14 protein-coding genes are annotated in these 17,558 nt (G+C 45.0%); 4 read left to right on the top strand and 10 right to left on the bottom strand.

The window, feature by feature from the left end:
* Positions 1-8 precede the first annotated feature (8 nt).
* Genes MHH89_RS29710 through MHH89_RS29700 form a run of 3 tightly spaced genes read right to left on the bottom strand, consistent with a single transcriptional unit; the run spans position 9 to position 3,503 of the window.
* Positions 9-1,595, bottom strand: coding sequence for an extracellular solute-binding protein (locus MHH89_RS29710; RefSeq protein WP_076220261.1), 1,587 nt, complete (start codon positions 1,593-1,595; stop codon positions 9-11).
* 34 nt (positions 1,596-1,629) lie between these two features.
* On the bottom strand, positions 1,630-2,514 hold the full coding sequence (locus MHH89_RS29705) for a carbohydrate ABC transporter permease (protein ID WP_076130713.1): 885 nt from the start codon (positions 2,512-2,514) through the stop codon (positions 1,630-1,632).
* A 17-nt stretch (positions 2,515-2,531) separates the two neighbouring features.
* Positions 2,532-3,503, bottom strand: a complete 972-nt coding sequence (locus tag MHH89_RS29700) for an ABC transporter permease (RefSeq protein WP_036675672.1) — start codon at positions 3,501-3,503, stop codon at positions 2,532-2,534.
* Between the two features lie 264 nt (positions 3,504-3,767).
* On the opposite strand from MHH89_RS29700, the gene MHH89_RS29695 reads away from it, so the two are divergent.
* The gene (locus tag MHH89_RS29695; RefSeq protein WP_076282756.1) at positions 3,768-5,759 is read left to right on the top strand and encodes a beta-galactosidase; all 1,992 of its coding nucleotides are present in this window, start codon (positions 3,768-3,770) and stop codon (positions 5,757-5,759) included.
* Positions 5,760-5,834: 75 nt separating this feature from the next.
* Here MHH89_RS29695 and fucU read toward each other — a convergent pair whose 3' ends face one another.
* From fucU to MHH89_RS29675, 4 genes are read right to left on the bottom strand one after another with little or no spacing between them, the layout of a single operon-like run.
* Positions 5,835-6,263: an L-fucose mutarotase gene (fucU, locus tag MHH89_RS29690; RefSeq protein ID WP_076282757.1), complete on the bottom strand. Its 429-nt coding sequence runs from the start codon at positions 6,261-6,263 to the stop codon at positions 5,835-5,837.
* 11 nt (positions 6,264-6,274) lie between these two features.
* The gene (locus MHH89_RS29685) at positions 6,275-6,925 is read right to left on the bottom strand and encodes a class II aldolase/adducin family protein (protein ID WP_038569477.1); all 651 of its coding nucleotides are present in this window, start codon (positions 6,923-6,925) and stop codon (positions 6,275-6,277) included.
* A 20-nt stretch (positions 6,926-6,945) separates the two neighbouring features.
* Positions 6,946-8,391, bottom strand: a complete 1,446-nt coding sequence (locus MHH89_RS29680) for a rhamnulokinase (protein ID WP_076282758.1) — start codon at positions 8,389-8,391, stop codon at positions 6,946-6,948.
* Between the two features lie 29 nt (positions 8,392-8,420).
* On the bottom strand, positions 8,421-10,187 hold the full coding sequence (locus tag MHH89_RS29675) for an L-fucose isomerase (protein WP_076142492.1): 1,767 nt from the start codon (positions 10,185-10,187) through the stop codon (positions 8,421-8,423).
* A gap of 241 nt (positions 10,188-10,428) precedes the next feature.
* Here MHH89_RS29675 and MHH89_RS29670 point away from each other — a divergent pair, with 241 nt between their 5' ends.
* Entirely contained in the window at positions 10,429-11,199 is a 771-nt protein-coding gene (locus MHH89_RS29670) for a DeoR/GlpR family DNA-binding transcription regulator (protein WP_076185292.1), read from the top strand.
* A gap of 41 nt (positions 11,200-11,240) precedes the next feature.
* Here MHH89_RS29670 and MHH89_RS29665 read toward each other — a convergent pair whose 3' ends face one another.
* On the bottom strand, positions 11,241-11,948 hold the full coding sequence (locus tag MHH89_RS29665) for an SGNH/GDSL hydrolase family protein (RefSeq protein ID WP_341088711.1): 708 nt from the start codon (positions 11,946-11,948) through the stop codon (positions 11,241-11,243).
* 66 nt (positions 11,949-12,014) lie between these two features.
* Here MHH89_RS29665 and MHH89_RS29660 point away from each other — a divergent pair, with 66 nt between their 5' ends.
* Positions 12,015-12,989 (top strand): aldo/keto reductase family protein, encoded by a 975-nt coding sequence (locus MHH89_RS29660; protein WP_076280513.1) that lies wholly within the window; start codon positions 12,015-12,017, stop codon positions 12,987-12,989.
* A gap of 82 nt (positions 12,990-13,071) precedes the next feature.
* On the opposite strand, the gene MHH89_RS29655 is transcribed toward MHH89_RS29660, so the two are convergent.
* Positions 13,072-15,747 (bottom strand): YhgE/Pip domain-containing protein, encoded by a 2,676-nt coding sequence (locus MHH89_RS29655; protein WP_341088710.1) that lies wholly within the window; start codon positions 15,745-15,747, stop codon positions 13,072-13,074.
* A 235-nt stretch (positions 15,748-15,982) separates the two neighbouring features.
* Between MHH89_RS29655 and MHH89_RS29650 the strand changes: the two genes are divergently transcribed.
* Positions 15,983-16,510 (top strand): hypothetical protein, encoded by a 528-nt coding sequence (locus MHH89_RS29650; RefSeq protein ID WP_076142484.1) that lies wholly within the window; start codon positions 15,983-15,985, stop codon positions 16,508-16,510.
* 81 nt (positions 16,511-16,591) lie between these two features.
* Here MHH89_RS29650 and MHH89_RS29645 read toward each other — a convergent pair whose 3' ends face one another.
* Positions 16,592-17,557: a glycoside hydrolase family 43 protein gene (locus MHH89_RS29645; protein WP_076125166.1), complete on the bottom strand. Its 966-nt coding sequence runs from the start codon at positions 17,555-17,557 to the stop codon at positions 16,592-16,594.
* Position 17,558: the final 1 nt, after the last annotated feature.

Below are 17,558 nucleotides of genomic sequence, written 5' to 3'. Positions count from 1 at the left end.
GGAAGGATCTATTGGTCAGCCTTAGCGTATAATTCGTTCATTTCCTTTACTAAATCATCTCCACCTGTTTTTCTCCATACGTCAAATGCGGATTTCAATTCAGCTTCATCAATTTGTCCTACAATATACTTTATGCGTGCATCATTAATTACATTGTCGAGTTGAGCACCCTTTTGCGAATATACTGTGGAAATAAAGGCCTCTGCCGGATTAACCACGATCGAAGCTTCATTTGCCTTTTGAACTTCAGTTTGTTTAAGACGCAGCGGCGTTTGTGCTACAGTCTTGGACTTATCCTCAGGAATATAGGCCAATATTTGGTTTAGACCTTCCACTTCTGACTCCACAAGTACAGTGTCTTTGGAGCGTTCAATAAAACCATCCACCATAGTGTAGTGAGTACCTTCCAAACCAAAACCTAACATCGTTTGTAATTCCGGATTATTGATTTGATCTAGAAAAGCCAGTACCCGTTTCAGTTCTTCTTCGCTCTTCACAGATGATTTTGGAATAGCCAGCATGCCCGAGAAACCAGAGGTCGGCAATGTGTGTAGCTTGCCATCCGTACCTGTTACGCCCCCGCTTACATCTACATAATGTTTATCCGGTTCGTCTTTGCCTTCTTTTTCTAGCGCAGCGTGAATTTTATCATCCACCCGGGCGCCTGTATCGACCACATCGACGATTACTCCTGCCTTATTGTTCACGATCGGATCTGTCCATTTGGCACTGTCCATTACAGCAAAGTCGGAGTTGATCAATTTCTCATCATACAGCTTCTTCATGAACTTAAGCGCTTCCAAATATTCTGGATATTCATGCTCAGGCACCAGCTTGCCATCTTGCACGCCCCATTTATTCGGTGTTCCAAACCATAACTTAATGGTATCAAAACCGCTGGCCCACTGGCCGCTCCATTTGACAAGCACCATGCCATACGTATCCTCTTTACCATTGCCGTCTGGATCTTTTTCCTTGAACGCTTTCAGCATATTGTAGAAATCATCCACCGTCTGCGGTGTTTGCAACCCCACCTTCTCCAGCCAATCCTTGCGGAAAACCATACCGTTACGGCCGAGTACACGCCCCCGATAGATCCCGTAATTCTTCCCATCAATGGCCGAGTTTTTCAGAATAACCGGGTTCGCTTGGCTTAAATTCGGATAATCCTTAAGGTAAGGCCCTACTTCCCAGAATGCACCCGATTTGGCAGCGTTCACAAAACTAGAAGCCTTAACATCCCCCACGTAGATAATGGTCGGCAGCTTCCCAGAAGCTAGCGTAATATTAAATTTATCTGCATAAGATGCATTCGGGACCCACTCAAAGTGGATTTTTGTATTGGTCTGTTTCTCCAGTTCAGCAGCAACCGGACTGCCATCCTTCGGATAATTTGTTTTGAATATCGGCAGCATGAGGGTCAGATCCAGCGGGGACTCGCTTTTCTCTTCTCCAGTATTACTACTTCCCTCACTTTTGCTGTTAGAACCTGCAGATTCATTACCTGAGCAACCTGCAACAACAGTTGTAACCATCATAGCCACAAGTAAAAGTAACAACCAGCGCTTCTTTTTTACCGAACGATTAGCTTCCATTATTATACCTCCAAATTGGAATAAGTTAAGTTTGTTATCCTTTAACAGAACCCAGCATCACCCCTTTAGCGAAATGTTTTTGCAGAAATGGGTACACACATAAAATTGGTAGAGTACCTACTACAATAACCGCCATTTTAATCGACTGCTCCGGTGGCTGCACAAAGCTTGGATCCATAGAACTCATATCGCCAGCCGCAGATTGGGATAACATTACGATCTGTCGCAGCATCACCTGCAAAGGCCATTTTGTCGGATCCGTAATATAGAGCAGTGCCGAGAAGAAATTGTTCCAATGTCCCACAGCATAGAACAACGTAAATGTAGCGAGAACCGGTTTGGATAAAGGAAGGACTATCTTCCACAACAAGCCCAGCTCAGAACAACCATCAATACGCGCCGCTTCTTCCATTTCTATAGGCAGCTCCTGAAAAAAGTTTTTGACAATAATCAGGTTAAAGGCGCTAATTGCTCCCGGTAAAATAAGAGAATTGAGCGTATCCAGCAGATGCAGCTCCCGAATGACGAGATAGGTTGGAATCATTCCTCCACCAAACAGCATCGTAAAAATAACAAGGTTGAGTACCAAATTACGGCCCATCAGATATCGTTTTGCCATCGGATAAGCCATAGTTACCGTGAAGAATAAATTAACGACAGTTCCGATTACCGTAACATAAATAGAAACCCCTATACTGCGCATAATCGTATCTGTTGAAAAGATAAACCGGTAGGCGTCAAATGAAATCGTGGTCGGGATCAGGAATACGGCACGTTTAGTAATTTCCGCATCTGTAGCGAAGGAGCCCGAAACCACAAAGAGGAAAGGGAGAATCGCTACGATCCCGATAATCCCTAAAAATATATAATTGAATATATCAAATGCAGTTCCACCCGTACTCTTGTATTGTTTGGCCACAGCAAGCTTCTCCCTTCTCAATAAAGTCCAGATTCACCAAATTTTTTGGCGATCCAATTCGTCCCGAGCACAAGCGTCACACCGATTATTGATTTAAATAATCCAACAGCCGTGCTGTAACTAAAAGCTCCCTGGGTAATCCCCAGTGCGTATACATAGGTATCGAACACCTCACCTACTTCACGATTAAGAGCATTCATCATTAAATAAATTTGTTCAAAACCGTTATCCAAAATCGTTCCCATCCGAAGAATAAGTAAAATAACGATTGTACTGCGGATAGCAGGCAACGTAATATGCCAAATCTGCCGCCACCGGTTCGCACCATCTACTACCGCAGCCTCATATTGCTCCACATCTACACCGGCCAGCGCTGCCAGGAATATAATCGTCCCCCAGCCGCACTCCTTCCAGATCGTCTGGAGAATAATCAATGGACGGAACCAGTCAGGATTAGCTAGAAAGTCTATTTTCCTGCCTGTAAACGTATACAAAAACTCATTTACAGTCCCGCCTTCCGTAGTTAAAAATACATAGCTCATACTGGCCACAATGACCATGGATATAAAGTGCGGAACATAAATCATCGTTTGTATCGTCTTTTTATAGAAGGAAAGCCGTATTTCGTTTAGAAGCAGTGCCAGAATAATCGGCGCCGGAAAAAAGAAAATCAAATTATAAAACGATAACAATAACGTATTGCGCAGCAGCATAAAGAAATCGGGATTCTGGAAAAAAACACGAAAATGCTCAAAACCTACCCATTCACTTTTCTGAAAACCAAGAAACGGCTGGTAATTCTTAAAAGCCAGCAGCACGCCCCACATCGGAACATATTTGAAAACAAGAAAATAAAGGACTCCAGGGAGCAGCAGAATATATAACCATTTATCACGTTTAAAACGTTTCCATCTTCTTACCCGGATATTTCGATAGGTCTGCGGCTTTGGCTGTTGTTCTGCAGTTCCCGGAACTGTTACGTGCTTCATCCTGTTCACCTCCATTTGTCATGTACAGCTCGCGATTACTGTAGCCATGGATTACTGCAATCACCCTTACTGCGACTCCTATTATGCTGCTAGTGATTTTTTCCAGCAATCGGACTTTTTTGAACGCTTTATATAAGCTAAAAATCCCATTTTATCTAAAAAGTCCAAACCGCGCAAAAGTTTACTATTGTCCGTAAGACATTAAGCACCTATGATTCCAAGTGATGATTTCCAGCAAATGTTTGCCTTAAAGGAGGAACTGAATTGAAGAACAAGCTATACTACGGTGCTGCTTGGTATCCCGAGCTATGGAGTGAAGAGGTGCTTAAGCAGGACATCCTTCTAATGAAAGAAACGGGGATTAATATCGTACGAATCGGAGAATTCATTTGGTCTGCTTTGGAGCCAGAAGAAGATAAGATTGATATCGGCCCCGTCGTGAAATATATCGAAAGGTTACATAGAAACGGAATTGACACAGTAATGTGTACGCCGACACCTACACCCCCCATCTGGCTTACTCATGGACATCCTGAGCGCTGTTATGTGGATGAAAGCGGAACGGTAATGGGACATGGAGCACGGCAGCATATTTGTACCAACAATCCTTATTTTCGTAAGCGGGCTGCCATCATTACGGAGCATATTGCCAAGGAGACCGGAGTACTGCCGGGGTTAACCGCCTGGCAGCTTGATAACGAATTCAAAGCGCATGTGGCGGAGTGTATGTGTGAGACCTGTAAAGGCTTATGGCATATCTGGTTGCAGCAGCGCTACAGCTCCATTGAAAGGTTGAATGAGGCATGGGGAACAGCCGTCTGGAGCCAAACTTATCAACGTTTTGATCAGGTGCCACAGCCAGGACCCGCACCTTTCCTCCACAATTCATCCCTGCGGACGATGTATCGCTTATTTTCAATGGAAAAGATCGCTGAATTCGCCGATGAGCAGGCTGATATTATCCGCCGCCACTCCACTGCGCCAATTACCCACAACAGCAGTGTCGCTTTTCATCTAGATAATGAGCGGCTATTTCAAAATCTCGACTTTGCTGCCTACGACACCTATGCCTCACAGGAAAATATGCATGCTTATCTGCTTAACTGTGATCTGTGGCGAAATTTCAAGCCGGGAAAAGATTTCTGGATAATGGAGACCGGACCCTCGTTTGCCGCATCTCTAGTCAGTTTTGGTGTGCCCCATCCGAATGGATATCTGAAAGCAGAAGCAGTTGCCGCCTATGCGCTGGGTGCAGGTGCATTTTGCTATTGGCTCTGGCGCCAGCATACTTCCGGAAGTGAACAAACACATAGCTCGATCCTTAGTGCCTGGGGAGAACCAGCTCTAGGGTACGTTAATGTGCTGGAGGCCAATCAAGCACGGCGGGAAATTGAACAAATTATGCTCTCCACCCGGCCCCTTCGGGCAGATGTTGCGATCACCTATTCGGACAGAACCAAAGCTTATCTCGCAACTGAACCTCATCGGAAGCTAAATTATCGTAGTCTGCTGGGCGATTTCTACAAAAGAATTCTTCATATGGGCATTCACAGGGATCTGCTGCCCGAAGGCGGAGACTTAACCGGATACAAGCTGTTATTCACTCCATTCGTACATTATTTGTCCCCCGAGTATGTGCAAAGTGCCCTGGCCTTCACAGCAGCTGGCGGGATTTGGATTGTCGGTCCTCTTACCGGAGGACGAACGAAGGAGCATACCCTTCATACGAATGCCGGACTTGGGGAATTAGAGCGGTTAGCAGGCGTCAAAACTAAGTTTACCTATCCGCTGGAATCAACAGGCACGATTGGACACGCTTTTGGGGTATCTGCTCCCTTGTCCTTGTGGAGTTCTGTTTTTGAACCCGTTTCAGAGTCCGTTTCCAGTATCGGAATGGTTACGGAGGGGGTGACGCCGGGGTTGTCCTTCCTGACGGAGCAGCCTTACGGACAAGGTACTATTGTTATGCTGGGTTCAATGCCTGCCGGTGAAGAAGGCGACCTAATGTTATATAAACTCATTGATCATTATGCAGAACGTGCTGGTGTCACCCTACGCAGTAATGTCACTAAGGGAACCCTTGTCTGCCCTAGAAGCGATGACCAGTCTGCCGAAGTCTGGACCCTTGTAAATATGGATGGACACGGGGGAAGTCTCACACTCCCGCGGGACGGACATGATGTTCTCTCAGGCAAATCCGTGGCCTGCGGCCCCCTCTCCCTTGGTGCATATGAGTACCGAGTAATCCGGTTATAAATACTTATCCTTGCAGCATAAAAAGCCGCTAACTCCTTGGTCACCCAAGCGGTTAGCGGCTTCGTTTCCCTTATTTTAACTTTTAATAACGCCTTTTTTAAGAATAACGTTCCCATACAACGCTTCTTCACCAGTAACTATAACTGCATAACTTTGCTTAGAACGGTTATAGAAATCAAAACGTTCCTCCTGTTTAATCGTGGCTTCAGCATCATGTTTGGCGATGATTGTCTCGTATGTGGACCAGATAACCGGCACAGTTGGATCTCCTGCAACTACTGCCATAAAAGCCACCTGTTGCTCTGCGTAATGATCCAGAGGTAACAACTCTAAGATGGCATCCAGCAGTTCGGGAATACCGATGCCATCATATCTCAGTACCCTCGGATTCAACGAATGTCCGGGATAATTCGCATCAGCCAATACAAGCTCATCCCCATGACCCATCTCCATCAGAATGCGTACCAGCTCCGGAGACAGCAGCTTAGGAATTCCTTTTAACATAAGGCACCTCTTTACTTCCCATAAAATGATCGCAACGCTACCAGCTCATCAATCCGATGCTGCGGCAATTCTCTCTCCCCGCCAATCATCCGGGTAATGAAGGTGAGCTTGGCGGTATACTCAAGCCGCTCCATATTCAGATATGCTTCCATAACATCTTCTCCCCAAGTAAGGGCTCCGTGATTCTCTAGCAGAACCGCAGTTTTTTTGCCCAGGAAAGGCATCAGTGAATCTGGAATTTCTTCCGTCGATGGTGTTCCATATTCCGCCAACGGAATATCTCCGATCATAATCACCGACTCTGGCATCATCATCTTGTCGAGCGCCTCACCTTTTATGGCAAATGCAGTAGCATACGGGGGATGTGCATGGACCACACCCTTCATCTCTGGCAGCTCATTATAAATTCTTAGATGCATTTTTGCTTCAGTTGAGGGTCTGTAGCCTTCAGCTGCTTCAAGGACTTCACCTTGCAGATTCACTTTTACAAGCATATGAGGCTCTAAATATCCCTTACTCACCGCTCTGGGGGTAGTCAGAATTACATTCTCTGATAAGCGAGCAGAAATATTCCCATCATTAGCCGCGATAAAATCTTTATTAAACAGGTTTCTCCCGATATCACAAATCTGCAAACGTAATTTTTGTTCCAAGGTATCCATAGGGTTTCTCTCCTCGTATCCTATTTTTCACAAACCTTCACCAAAGAAGGCTGATATGTCTTAAAGGCAAAAGATCTTTCCACTACCTGCTTGCCCCCGGAGATTTCCAGTTCCCCTAGGGCAGCCAGTTGAATAATTATATTGCCAATTGCACTGGCTTCCACAGGCCCCGCTACAACTTTTCTCCCCGTAATATTAGCGGTAAGCTGACAGAGCAGTTCATTCTGAATCCCACCACCGACCATATGAATGATATTGATTTTTTTGCCGGTGATCTCTTCCATTTCGTCAATCGTATGGCGATAGGACTCTGCTAAGCTCTCAAGTATGACGCGTATAATCTCAGCTTTCGTATAAGGGGCTTGCTGGCCTGTTCGTTCGCAATATTCTCTAATCCGTTGGGTCATCACACCGGGTGTACTGAACAGCTCGTCATTCGGATTAATAATTGCTGGAGCATGATTTATGGTTTCGGCTAGCTCAACCATTTGGCCTTGGCTGACGTATTTTCCCGCTTCGGCCCAATTCCTTTGCAGCTCCTGCAAAATCCATAGTCCCGTTATATTTTTGAGCAAACGATTAGATTGGCCGTAACACTGCTCATTTGTGAATCCGTATTCATAGCTTTTCTCTGTAATGACAGCTTTAGGCGTCTCCATGCCCACTAACGACCATGTACCACAGCTAATAAATGCTGCATCATCCTTTAGAGAATAAGGAATAGAGGCTACTGCTGAAGCCGTATCATGAGAAGCGCCCGCAATTACCTCCATTGAACCTACGCTAAGCTCCTCTTGAATTACCGGAAGGATAGAACCAATAACCGTTCCCGCTTGAACCCGTTGTGGCACTAGACCAACCGGGATATTAAGTCTGCTGAATACTTCAGTGGAGACTTCACCAGATACAGCGTCCATTAAGCCACTTGTACTCCAAATCGTGCTTTCTGCTGCCGCGATACCAGAGAATAAATAGTGGAACAGGTCTGGCATCATTAAAATAGTATCTGCGATCTCTAGCAGAGAATCATTATCCTGAAAATCAGCAAACAGCTGATAAACCGTATTAATCAAGCTCGGTTGAATACCTGTAATGCTAAATTGCTCCCTTGGTGGAAGCAGCGCCTCCAACCCTAGACGATGGCTTCCCATTCTCCTATCCCTATAATGATGGGGGGAATAGAGCAACATCCCTCTTTTATCAATAAAACCGTAATCGACTCCCCACGTATCCACGCTTAGAGACCTCAATTTTCCATGCGCCCTATAAGCTCTCTGGATTCCTTTTTTCATTTCGTGGAAGAGCTTCAAAACATCCCAATACAAATGCCCGCCAACATACACCGGCGTATTAGCAAACCGATGAATTTCTTCTATGCGAAGGGTGTTACCGTCATACAATCCCAACATCACTCTTCCGGAACTGGCGCCAAGATCCATAGCCAGAAGCTTAATCGTATCACCCATTTCAAGCACACCTGCTCCACAAGAAGATTTTAATATAGCGGTCCGAAATTCTGACAGGCTCTGTAATCTGCTCCTTCCAGATTCTCCGTCCCAAATAACGACCACACCCGTGGTCTGAAAATACGTGATTCCTCAACGTTATGCATACTTACTGGAATGCGTAAAATCGACGCCAGCGTAATCAGATCCGCCCCGATATGGCCATAACTGATCGCCCCATGATTCGCGCCCCAATTATTCATTACATCATATACCGATTGGAATGAACCACTGTTAGTTAGCTTAGGAGCGAACCAGGTCGTCGGCCATGTCGGATCTGTTCTTTGATCCAAAGTATGATGAACCTCTTCAGGCAGCTCTACGGTGTAACCTTCAACAAGCTGAAGAACAGGTCCAAGCCCCTTCACCAGGTTCAAACGAGCCATAGTAACCGGCATTCCGCCTTGGGTTAAATAATCGGTAGAGAAGCCGCCTCCCCGGAAATATTCTTGAGAAGCTGGCCGGAATTGTGTATTGCTTAGACAAGCCTCAGCCTCTTCGTCTGTAATCTCCCAAAAAGGTTTGATTGCAGGCTTACCCTCTATCCTTTGCTCACCTGTACCATCAAGCGCTGCCGAACCAGAGTTGATCAGATGCAGTATTCCGTGAGCTGCTTCTCCTTCCAATTGATGACCCGTCACTCGCTTCACAGCATCGGGACTCCAGAAGGTTCGGACATCCGCAAAGATTTGTGCTGTATTCGTAAGCAAATAATTGAACAGCATCGTTACCCCATTCAAGCTGTCATTCTCTGTCGCTACGAGATAAGGTGCACGTTTGCCGTTCCAGTCAAAAGAAGAATTCAACATCGTCTCCATGAAATCGCCGTTAGGGAAATGGTCCGTCCATTGTCTCTGGCCTTGGAAACCGCCAACAATTGCATTGTGGCCGTTAGCTTCCTCCTCAAAACCAAGCTCAGCGAGAACCGGATTGCCGATCATCAGGTCGCGGGCGATCAATGTCATTTTCACACAGGTCTCCCACTGCTTCTCTTTCTCTTCTGCACTGATTTGCAGATGCGGCGGATTATTATCGGTGCCAACTTGGCAGTTTTCTTTAGTCCATGCTAGCGCCCGCTTAAATTCCTCTTTATCATAAATCTCTTCTTCAAAGCGCCGGACATATTCAGACATATCTATATATTCATTGCGCATGCCCAGATACTCTTGGAAAAACTGTTCATTCACAATGGAACCCGCAATCCCCATCGAAACAGAACCCATAGATAAATATGATTTCCCCTTCATTTGAGCAACTGCTAAGCCTGCTCTAGCAAACTGCAGCAATTTAGACTGCACATCCGCTGGAATCTCTTCACTGCTAGACTCTTGAACATCTTCACCATAGATACCAAACGCAGGAATTCCCTTTTGAGCATACGCCGAGAGAACAGCAGCTAGATACACAGCACCCGGCCGTTCCGTTCCGTTAAATCCCCACACGGCATGCGGAATGGATGTATCCATATCCATTGTCTCTGAGCCATAACACCAGCAAGGCGTCACGGTGATCGACACCCCTACGTTAGCCCCGGAGAATTTCTGAGCCGCAGCAGCAGCTTCTTTAACTCCACCGATCGTAGAATCGGCGATGATGCACTCTACAGGACTCCCATTCGGATACCTTAAATTCGCTTCAATAAACTTAGCCACCCGCTGAGCCATGCCCATCGTTTGCTCTTCCAGTGATTCACGAACGCCTCTTCTTCTGCCATCAATGGTTGGGCGGATACCAATTTTCGGATAGTTTTCTATCAATGCCGTTCCTCCTCAAGATCATCTTAGAGTCATCGTTAATAGATCTATTTCTCCTTCATCATAAAATCTGCAAGCGCTTTAGTCAACACAAAACAACATATTACCTAAACAAAAGTGTGGTTTTATGTGATATAATTATTATATATTGTGGTTTTATGTGAATATGTAATTATTTTTAGATTTAAACAACAATGTAGTACACTAGAAAGCAGACGATTTATATATAAAGGTGAGTGAACGAATGAAAGCATTTGAACGACGGGATCTAATTATTAAAGAGCTTTACAGACAGAAGAAGGTCCATGTCGCAGAGCTAGCGCAAAAATTCAACGTCTCGGAAGAGACCATTCGGCGGGATCTAGATAAACTGGACAAAGAAGGTCTTGCCAAAAAAAATTATGGTGGAGCCATTCTCAACGCCCATACCAATGAAGATCCTTCCTACATCAGCAGACATCAGGTCAATATTGAAGCAAAGCGAATCATAGCCGATAATGTACTGCAATTAATCAATGATGGAGACAGCTTGGTGACGGATACAAGCTCAACGGTGTTTGAAGCCTTGCGTAGAATTATTGAGGAGAAAAACAATCTGACAATTATTACGAACTCTCTGGTGGTATTATCCGAATTTCAACACTCCGGTCAAAAGCTGATTTCCACAGGTGGAATTTTAGGCCCCGAGACCAGCTCCTTTGTTGGAAATACCGCTTCACAGACGATTCGAAAATATAATGTGGATGTAGCTATATTCAGCTGTAAAGCATTGTCCATGACAGGCGGGCTAAGTGATTCAAATGAAGAAGAAAGTGAACTGAAGGTGCTTATGCAGCAGCAGGCAAATAAAGTGGTTCTGCTCGTAGATCACTCCAAATTTGACCGGACTGCGTTCATTAAGTTGTTCAGCTTTGATAGAGTGGATTATATTGTTACAGATCAGAAGCCTTCTGAGGAATGGATCGATTTCTTAAATAATTACCATGTATCTCTTATCTATGCGCCCGCTGAGTGATCAGCAGGTGCATAGATAAAGAGAGATAATAACTTTATAACTTAGTTGTTTAAAAGACCCCTTTCCAAGACGACCTTCAGCCATTCCCCAGCAATCAGATCATGCCCGGCAGTCGTCGGATGAACGCCATCCCACAGCCAGTAGGCTGCTTCTGCTCTCTCCACAGCTGCATTGAAAGTATCCTGTAAAGGTACATAGACCGTATCAAATTGCTCAGACAGCTGCTTAACCACTCCCTGATAATGTGTAATCTTCGCTTCCCATTCTGCCCACTGTTCAGCTGGAGCTCCGGTATTTAAAACAAAAGGCTCACATAAAACCAGCTTCGTTTGTGGCAGAACTTCACGTGTTTCTTCAAGTACGTGACGGTAAGCGCGTTCAAAACGGTCCGTAACTCCACTTGGTTCCCCTTTCATCATTCTCCAAATATCGTTAACCCCAATCAATATACTAATGATGTCAGGCTGCAAGCTAATTGCATCTTCATTCCAGCGTGCATATAAATCGGAGATTCGATCTCCACTCACTCCGCGGTTATAGAATACCAGATTCTCTTCTGCCCGCTCATTCCCTAGCTTGCCCCCAATGATATACGCATAGCTATGTCCAAGAATATGATTCGGGTCTTCATCACGACCCCGATTCCCATCCGTAATGGAGTCACCCTGAAATAAGATCACTTTTGATTTTTTAGTAGCTGGATTAGTCATTGAATCTTTCATCTCCTTGATTACTAGTATATTAATCATTCAACTTGAATGTCTCCTATAATACAAGTAAAGTTATCATATAGAATACAAGGAGGAAAGAGAAAAATGAAATATAGAAGACTAGGCAATTCAGGGCTCAAAATCAGTGAGATCGGACTAGGCAGTTGGCTTACATATGGAACAGCAGCAGAGCAAAAGGCAGCCGATGCTTGTATCAGCAAAGCTTTTGAATGCGGTATCAATTTCTTTGATACGGCTAATGCATATAACCGTGGTGAAGGCGAAAAAGCGATGGGTGCTGCTCTACGCTCCTATGAAAGATCATCTTATGTGCTAAGTACAAAGGTCTTTTTCCCCATGGGAGACGATGTTAATAACCGTGGTTTGTCCCGGAAGCATATTATGGAGCAATGTGAAGCCAGCCTCCGCCGCTTAGGCACCGATTATATTGATGTATATTTTTGTCATCGCTTTGATACAGAGACCCCTGTAGAGGAGACTCTACGCGCGCTGGATGATCTGACGGCTCAAGGTAAGATTCTCTACTCCGCTGTTAGCGAATGGAGCGCAGCCCAAATCTCCAATGCAGCTGGTATCAGCCGCAGACTGAACCTGCGTCCACTGATCTCGAATCAACCCATCTATAATATGTTCGAACGTTATATTGAAGATGAGGTCCTTGAAGTATCCCAGCGTGAAGGGCTGGGCCAAGTGGTCTTCTCTCCTCTAGCGCAAGGAATTCTGACTGGCAAATATAAACCTGGGCAACAACCTCCAGCAGGAACCCGTGCAGCGGATAATTCAGTTAATGGTGTGATCTCCAGCTACCTCCGTGATGATGTGTTGTCTGTGGTTGGACAGCTGGATGAACTCGCTCACAGTTTAGACCTGAAGCTTTCGCAATTGGCATTGGCATGGATTCTACGCCAGCCTGGTGTAAGTTCAGCATTAATTGGTGCCAGTAAACCAGAGCAAGTTGCAGAAAATGCCAAAGCTGTAGATACGGTACTCTCCGCAGATACTTTACAGCAAATCGAGGAGATTCTTAAGCCGGTAGCTGATTTTGCTCCTGCAAGATAACCTATTGCACACTTGCCATATAGTACACAAAAGAGGTTGTGCCAAAAGCCATCACCATGGCTTAGGCACATCCTCTTTTTCTTTAAGAAATCAATTTAGACTCTTCGGCTTGTTCAGAAGCCTTATGGATAAAAGGCTCCAGTGGTTTCTTGAGGAGTAATGCCAGCAAGAGTGCCAGCACACCGAAGATAATCAAATAAATCACATCACGAATCGCCACTTCCGGCAGAATTCCCCCAACCGCCTCCCGCATCAGACTAATTGCATAGGTAAACGGCATATACGGATTTAATATTTGAAAAAAACGCCCAGTCGTACTAATCGGAAATGTACCGCCGGAGCTAGAGAATTGAAGCACCATGAACACGATTGCTATTCCTTTTCCCAGGTTGCCAAATACAGCGACAAGCGTAAATACAATGGTTACGAACACGATGCTGATTAATACTCCAAAAAGTACAAACCACACCTTATTCACCACATAACAGTGCAAAATAAAAATGTTGCCCAGGACAGCCACCAGCCCCTGAAGAATCCCCACCGTAAGGAAGGTCAGCAGGCGGCCAAAATACAATTGATATCTTTTGTACGTTAGCCCCCCCGTATCCACACCTGTGCGGAGAAGAGAGACAAGCAGTGTGCCTCCGACCCATAAGGAAAGTACGACATAAAAAGGAGTCATTGCTGAGCCGTAATTCGGAATGGGATATAGCTTATTCTCTTTTAACACTACCGGATTGGCCAAAAAATCACTTTTGCTCTTAATATCTCCTCCGAGCAGTTGCGCAATTTCCCCCAGATCAATCTCTTCTTTAATTTGGCGGATCGTGGAGGCGGCTTTTCGAATCGAGTCTTCCAGTACTGGAAGATCATTTCTCACCAAATCTGCGGCAAGCGCCACTCCTTTGTCTGCACGGGGGAGTCCTGTACGAATCAGCTCCGAGACCTGATGAACCCGCTCTTCTACAGTAGGCAGATCCTGACGCACGAAATTCGCAGCTTGCTGTATCTTTTCCCCTGCAGTAGGTAAGCTGCTCTCCAATAGCGGAAGTGTATCTCGGATGAAAGCACCAAAGCCCTGGGTCTGATCGGCAACCCCACTGGCTGCTGTGTGGACCGCTTCGCGTATAGCTGGCAAATCCTGCTGCAGACTAGCTAAGCTTGTCTGCCCGAACTCAATCGCCGACATCGTCTCTTCCAGCAGGGTACCCAGCGCGGGTATACGATCTGGCACCTGCTGCAATGCGGTGGCTGTGACATCTGCCGCCGAAGTTATTTGCTCCAGTGTATTTTTTATGGCAGGGATAGTCGACGAATCATACCCAGAGATAAGCTTCGCAATTGCCAGCTTCCCAAGACCAGACTTTAGGAACAATTGGTTAATTGCACTGGAATCAGCGTTATCCTTATTCTGAAGGTCAGCCGCCATAGCATTTACCAAGGACTTCTGACTGTTCAAAACACTGTCTACACCTTTCAATGCCGCAAGCTCAGCAATAGACACTGTTTCAGGGGAAAATGTGTTCAATGCATTTAACATAGAAAGTGTGTGTTCAATTACGCTGCTTCCTGCAGCCAACTGTGCTGAGAGTAACTCCAACTGCTCACGTACAGCTTGTGGCTCGTTATCCTCTCCCTTTAACTGTTCAGCAAGCTTGACCACTGAGCTCTCCGTTTGCTGTAGGAGATTAAGATTCTGTTTGACAGCTGCTGGAACAGCTTCAAATGCAGCACTGCTCTTCTCCAAAAATTGTTGAAGCTCCAGAACAAAATCATTTCCGGCAGTGGCAATCTTTTCTGCCTCAGGCAGTGCTGTTAAGGCAGCATTAACGATTTTATGCGCTTCCGTAAGACCTTGCGAGGCCTGAGCCATGATCTGTTCAACTTCACCATAATGGTTATCAAGTTGAACGATTAGCTGTGCCGCTTCTTCAATCTTGGGCAGCTTGTCCTGTAGCCCCCCTAAATGATCTAAGGTACTCGCGATTTGCGGCCAATGCTCAGCAATTTTCTCTAAAGCCTCACCCGCTTTTTCCACCTCTGGCAGCTTATTCTCCAATGTGGAAATACGCTCTGCTGAGGCATGAATCTGCGGCCAATTTTCCTGAATTTTTAATACACGTTTACCTGCGGTTTCAATTTCTGGCAGGCTCGCCTCTAATTTAAACAATCCTTTTTCTACCTTGCGTATAATGGGCAATTCAGATTGAAATTCCTTATCGATTTGACTTAAAACAGTAAATACCGTCTCACTAATCGTTTCCGTGAAATTCTCACTGATCTGTGTGGTGATTGAAGTGGCGCCTTTATCTGTGATTTTAGGAGCAATCGCATTTATTTTCTCATTGACGGTATATTCGATCTCTGGTTTCACAATCGTTCCTTCAAGAATTCCAGTCATTCGTTTGGAGAAATTAGCAGGGATAACAATACTGGCATAGTAGTCTCCGCGTTTGACACCATTATGTGCAGTCTCTGCATCTACAAAGGTCCAGCCCAAGTTTTTATTGCTCCGAAGACTTTCCATGACCTCATTGCCGATATTAAAATCCTTCTCCTGCACCTTAGTACCTTCATCTAAGCTGGTAACAGCAATTTTAATGCCAGAAGTATTGCTATAAGGATCCCATACTGACGCAACGTTCACCCAATCATACACGGAGGGCAATACCACCAAAGCGGCAACCAGCAATACGGCCACAGGAACTCTGAATAAATTACGCCAATCGTTCCTATAAATCCGTAGTATTCCGCCCATTCGCTGCTCCCCCTAATCTGCATGTTTTGATATTTTAATATGCCCGAGGAGACAAGCTTTTACTATTCATTTTAGGAAACTCATGACTTCTCATTGCTTTTTAAAAAAACTTTTAAAAAAATGCAACAAAAACTGCTCTTCTCACGTAAAGAGTAATATAAACCCGTTTAAGAAAAAACAGAGCGGGTAATAAGTTCTATACAACGTCTTACATATCTCAAGGGGGAGATTAATAATGTTTAAGAAAAAGTCAGCGTATGTGTTACCGGTTGTCGTTCTGTTGTTTCTTTCCCTCATTACTTCTGCAAGTACCATTGGAACACGGGTAGATGCGCAAGATAGTGACAAGACCCAGCATCAAACAGTTTACTTTCATACTATTGAATCCGACCATGGCAAGCTCTCCGGTACGACCGATGAAATAAACTGGTATCAGGGTGCTGATGCCGATCGAATCTTTGCTGAAAGAGATCCAGAAGCTGCAGCAGAAATAGGCGGAGCTCCAGACAGTTATTATATTGTAAATGATGTTGATACTCTGACAACTTATCCGATTGCGGATAACGCCACAGTGACGATGCAAATTTTTGATCACACTGGCAATATGGATGACTTGGATATCAACTGGAATGAGTCCATCACCTTACAGCAATTTATGGATCAATTTAATAAAACGGATGTCATCGACTTGAGCCAGTTCCCGTATCACATCACCGTTCAGGACGGCGTAATTACTTCTATCGTTCAACAATATATACCTTAAGGTGCAACATAAGAAAGAGGGTTACTCAGCAGCCATGTAAATGGCTTATAAGTAACCCTCTTTTTTTATTTCCTTAACGAATTATTGTTTAGCTGCATCCTTAACGGGAACCCCAAAATTCGGCGTACCATCTTCATTCCAATGGAAGACTTGAGCACGAGTATGACGGTTCGGGTCGTACAGCGGATCGCCGGTAATTTCTTTATAATTGCGGCAGTGGTAGATGAGTACATCTTCCCCATTTTCATTTACAGTAAAGCTGTTATGACCCGGTCCATATTGTCCATTCTCTTCATTGGTCTGGAATACCGGTTCCGGCAGTTTGGTCCATGAAGTGGCATCCAGCAGGTCGCTGTCCTCATCTGCAACCAAAAGTCCCATGCAGTAATTGAAGTCCGTAGCGCTAGCCGAGAAGCTGATAAAGATACGGCCGTTACGTTTAAGCACTGCAGCTCCTTCGTTTACCTTGTACCCAATAATCTCCCAGTCATATTCAGGAGTAGCAATCATGGTCTGAGGACCGGTTAGCGTCCATGGATTACTCATTTCCGAGATATACAGGTTAGAATTCCCCTCAATATTCAGATCCTTCTGTGCCCATACATAATACAATTTTCCTTTGTGTTGAAAGGTGGTTGCATCCAATGCAAAGGATTCCCAAGCGGTTTTTACCTGGCCTTTTTCTACCCATGTTCCTTCTAAAGGATTGGCAGATTCATTCTCAAGAGCAAACATACGGTGATCGAATAATCCATCCTTCGTCTCCGTAGTACGCGCCGCCGCGAAATAAATGTACCATTTCCCGTCAATATAATGGAGCTCTGGTGCCCAAATGTTTGCACTAAGCGGACCCGTCTCATATTTACGCCAAGCTACAACCGGTTCTGCAGCAGCCAATCCCTCGATTGTTGTTGCTCTCCGTACTTCGATCCGGTCGTATTCTGGGACAGAAGCAATAAAGTAGTAATAACCATCTGTATGTTTATATACCCATGGATCAGCACGTTGCTCCACCAATGGATTTTTATATTCTACACTCGTATTCATA

Source organism: Paenibacillus sp. FSL H7-0323, assembly GCF_038002725.1.
GTDB classification, from domain to species: Bacteria; Bacillota; Bacilli; order Paenibacillales; family Paenibacillaceae; genus Paenibacillus_AQ; species Paenibacillus_AQ odorifer.
Note: the sequence above shows the minus strand (reverse complement) of the source record. Positions and strands in the feature narration are given on the sequence as shown.

Excerpts from the sequence above, each read along its gene's own strand:
- MHH89_RS29710 (WP_076220261.1), bottom strand. The coding sequence starts at position 1,595 with ATGGAAGCTAATCGTTCGGTAAAAAAGAAGCGCTGGTTGTTACTTTTA.
- MHH89_RS29700 (WP_036675672.1), bottom strand. The coding sequence starts at position 3,503 with ATGAAGCACGTAACAGTTCCGGGAACTGCAGAACAACAGCCAAAGCCG.
- fucU (WP_076282757.1), bottom strand. The coding sequence starts at position 6,263 with ATGTTAAAAGGAATTCCTAAGCTGCTGTCTCCGGAGCTGGTACGCATT.
- MHH89_RS29685 (WP_038569477.1), bottom strand. The coding sequence starts at position 6,925 with ATGGATACCTTGGAACAAAAATTACGTTTGCAGATTTGTGATATCGGG.
- MHH89_RS29680 (WP_076282758.1), bottom strand. The coding sequence starts at position 8,391 with ATGGGTGATACGATTAAGCTTCTGGCTATGGATCTTGGCGCCAGTTCC.
- MHH89_RS29670 (WP_076185292.1), top strand. The coding sequence starts at position 10,429 with ATGAAAGCATTTGAACGACGGGATCTAATTATTAAAGAGCTTTACAGA.
- MHH89_RS29665 (WP_341088711.1), bottom strand. The coding sequence starts at position 11,948 with ATGATTAATATACTAGTAATCAAGGAGATGAAAGATTCAATGACTAAT.
- MHH89_RS29660 (WP_076280513.1), top strand. The coding sequence starts at position 12,015 with ATGAAATATAGAAGACTAGGCAATTCAGGGCTCAAAATCAGTGAGATC.
- MHH89_RS29655 (WP_341088710.1), bottom strand. The coding sequence starts at position 15,747 with ATGGGCGGAATACTACGGATTTATAGGAACGATTGGCGTAATTTATTC.
- MHH89_RS29650 (WP_076142484.1), top strand. The coding sequence starts at position 15,983 with ATGTTTAAGAAAAAGTCAGCGTATGTGTTACCGGTTGTCGTTCTGTTG.
- MHH89_RS29645 (WP_076125166.1), bottom strand. The coding sequence starts at position 17,557 with ATGAATACGAGTGTAGAATATAAAAATCCATTGGTGGAGCAACGTGCT.